This window comes from Paenisporosarcina sp. P4_D4, assembly GCF_056401835.1.
The window spans coordinates 1-1,074 of sequence record NZ_JBFUIO010000323.1 but is presented as its reverse complement, the minus strand read 5'-3'; the positions used below and the strand labels follow the sequence as shown (position 1 = coordinate 1,074).

Sequence of the window (1,074 nt, the reverse complement as noted above, 5' to 3'; positions counted from 1 at the left end):
GATTTTCTTGTTCTTTCTCTTCTTGTACTTCTGCTTCCAGGGCTCTAACCGCTGCAATCGTTCCTAAAGCATCGCCGAATGTATTTATTGCTGAAGCAATTACATCAAGCTCAGTAGCAGTTAGCGAATTCGAACCTTTTTGACCATTGCCCATATTACTTTCATTCAATGTCTCAGCCTCCTGATTTTAAATCGATGAAACTAATGAACACCCTATTGTTTTTTAAAGCAGGTTTAACTGATAAATTTATTTGTTCTTGTACGCCCGTGTTATCTATAATAATAGAAAATCGTTATCTCATTCCACGCTCCATTTTCTCTAATTTTCTGGTTAATTGATCAATTTGATTTTGCATTCTATCTTCCATTTGTCTTAATTGATCCGTTTGGTCTGGCAAGGTTTCATTATTTGCATTTTCTAATATATCAAGAGCAATCCCTGCAGCTAATGTCTGTATTCCATCCCCTAACGTTGAGAGTGCAGTTCCAAATAATGCTAGTTTAGCTGCAAAAATTTCTGGTGTTTCAGTACTTTGATTGTTTTGGTTATCTTTATTCATAATCACTCACCCCTTGTCTACATTGTGATTTTAACTCAAATTATGAAAATCATGCAGAAGTCAGACTTATTGTAGAGTTGAACCGTTAGATGCGGCAGGAATTGATAAAGAGTATAACTCAAGTTATTTGGCTTTTTATTTTAGATAATTCATTTGTTAAATAATCAATTTGTTTTTGCATACTTAACAATTCTTCATCTTTATTTTTCAGACTTATCTCTCCTTGTGCTTCTTCTTCYATGGCTCGAACAATTGCAACGGCTCCTAAAGCATCGCCGAATGTAACTATTGCTGCAGCAATTAGCTCAAGCTCAATAGCAGTTAGCATTTTCGGACCTTTTTGACCAAATCCCATATTATTTTTATGCAATGTCTTAGCCTCCTGATTAAAAATCGATGAAACTAATTTTTTGTATCATCTTATTTGATGCAACAGATTACTTTATGGTGAAAAAACAAATGTAATAAAAGCGTGGTAATAATAAATAACTCCAAATAAAAAGTCCTCTTACTT

The 1,074-nt window shown here is 33.7% G+C and carries 3 protein-coding genes; all 3 read right to left on the bottom strand.

Annotated elements, in window-relative coordinates; translation table 11 throughout:
• The coding region (locus AC1DSL_RS18550) for a DUF6774 domain-containing protein (RefSeq protein WP_477533377.1) at positions 1-154 on the bottom strand (154 nt) is incomplete at its 3' end.
• 139 nt (positions 155-293) lie between these two features.
• On the bottom strand, positions 294-560 hold the full coding sequence (locus AC1DSL_RS18545; RefSeq protein WP_477533376.1) for a translation initiation factor 2: 267 nt from the start codon (positions 558-560) through the stop codon (positions 294-296).
• Between the two features lie 118 nt (positions 561-678).
• Positions 679-930 carry a hypothetical protein gene (locus AC1DSL_RS18540; RefSeq protein WP_477533375.1) on the bottom strand — a complete coding sequence of 84 codons (252 nt, stop codon included), beginning with the start codon at positions 928-930 and terminating at the stop codon, positions 679-681.
• Positions 931-1,074 lie beyond the last annotated feature (144 nt).

Coding starts and splice junctions, on each gene's coding strand:
- AC1DSL_RS18545 (WP_477533376.1), bottom strand. CDS start 560: ATGAATAAAGATAACCAAAACAATCAAAGTACTGAAACACCAGAAATT.